This window comes from Variovorax sp. GW821-FHT10B04, assembly GCF_059415645.1.
This window is the reverse complement of sequence record NZ_JBWKNQ010000032.1, coordinates 1-552: the sequence shown is the minus strand read 5'-3', so window position 1 is coordinate 552 and position 552 is coordinate 1. Positions and strand designations below refer to the sequence as shown.

The 552-nt window shown below is 59.8% G+C and carries 1 protein-coding gene; it reads left to right on the top strand.

Translation table 11 applies throughout. From position 1 onward, the window contains the following. The coding region (locus AC07PZ_RS31610) for a hypothetical protein (protein WP_495299141.1) at positions 1–535 on the top strand (535 nt) is incomplete at its 5' end. Positions 536–552: the final 17 nt, after the last annotated feature.

The following is a 552-nucleotide window of genomic DNA, read 5'->3' as shown; positions in this document are numbered from 1 at the left end:
ACGAAGTAGAGCGGTCAGCCGCCTTCGTCAAGGCTCGCTCACTCAAGTGCACCGCTGCGGCTCTGGACTACTGGCCGGTCTGACGGCGGAAGTCGTTTTCACGATAGGCAGAATCCGGCCACAAGAAGACCTTCAGGCAGTAGCTTCAGGAGCGCATGTGAGCGTCGATTTCATCTTGGTCAAGGCTAAGAACCAACCGGGCTCAATTGCAGAGCTGGAGGAGGATGCGTCGTTCTTGGGGGCCGACTACCAACAAGCAGCGGAGGCGCTTTTCGGACCGGTGGGCTGGCAGGGTGGCATCGGCATCGTTGGATTCGATGAGTTGTTGGTAGAGCTTGCGCCTCGGGACGCAGGCCTGTCTGCGAGTTGCAGCGGCGACGGCGACATCATGGGCCTCATGAGCGGTGTTGCGAATGCTGCGGCAGAAAAGGGCATAGTGGTCATCGACGTTCAGACGTCAGAGGTACTGGACGGCGCAGATGCCGACCCCGAGCACATTCGTTGGTACAGGAAGGTCCGCTTCGGAGCAACCTGAACTTCCGCTTAGGGCCC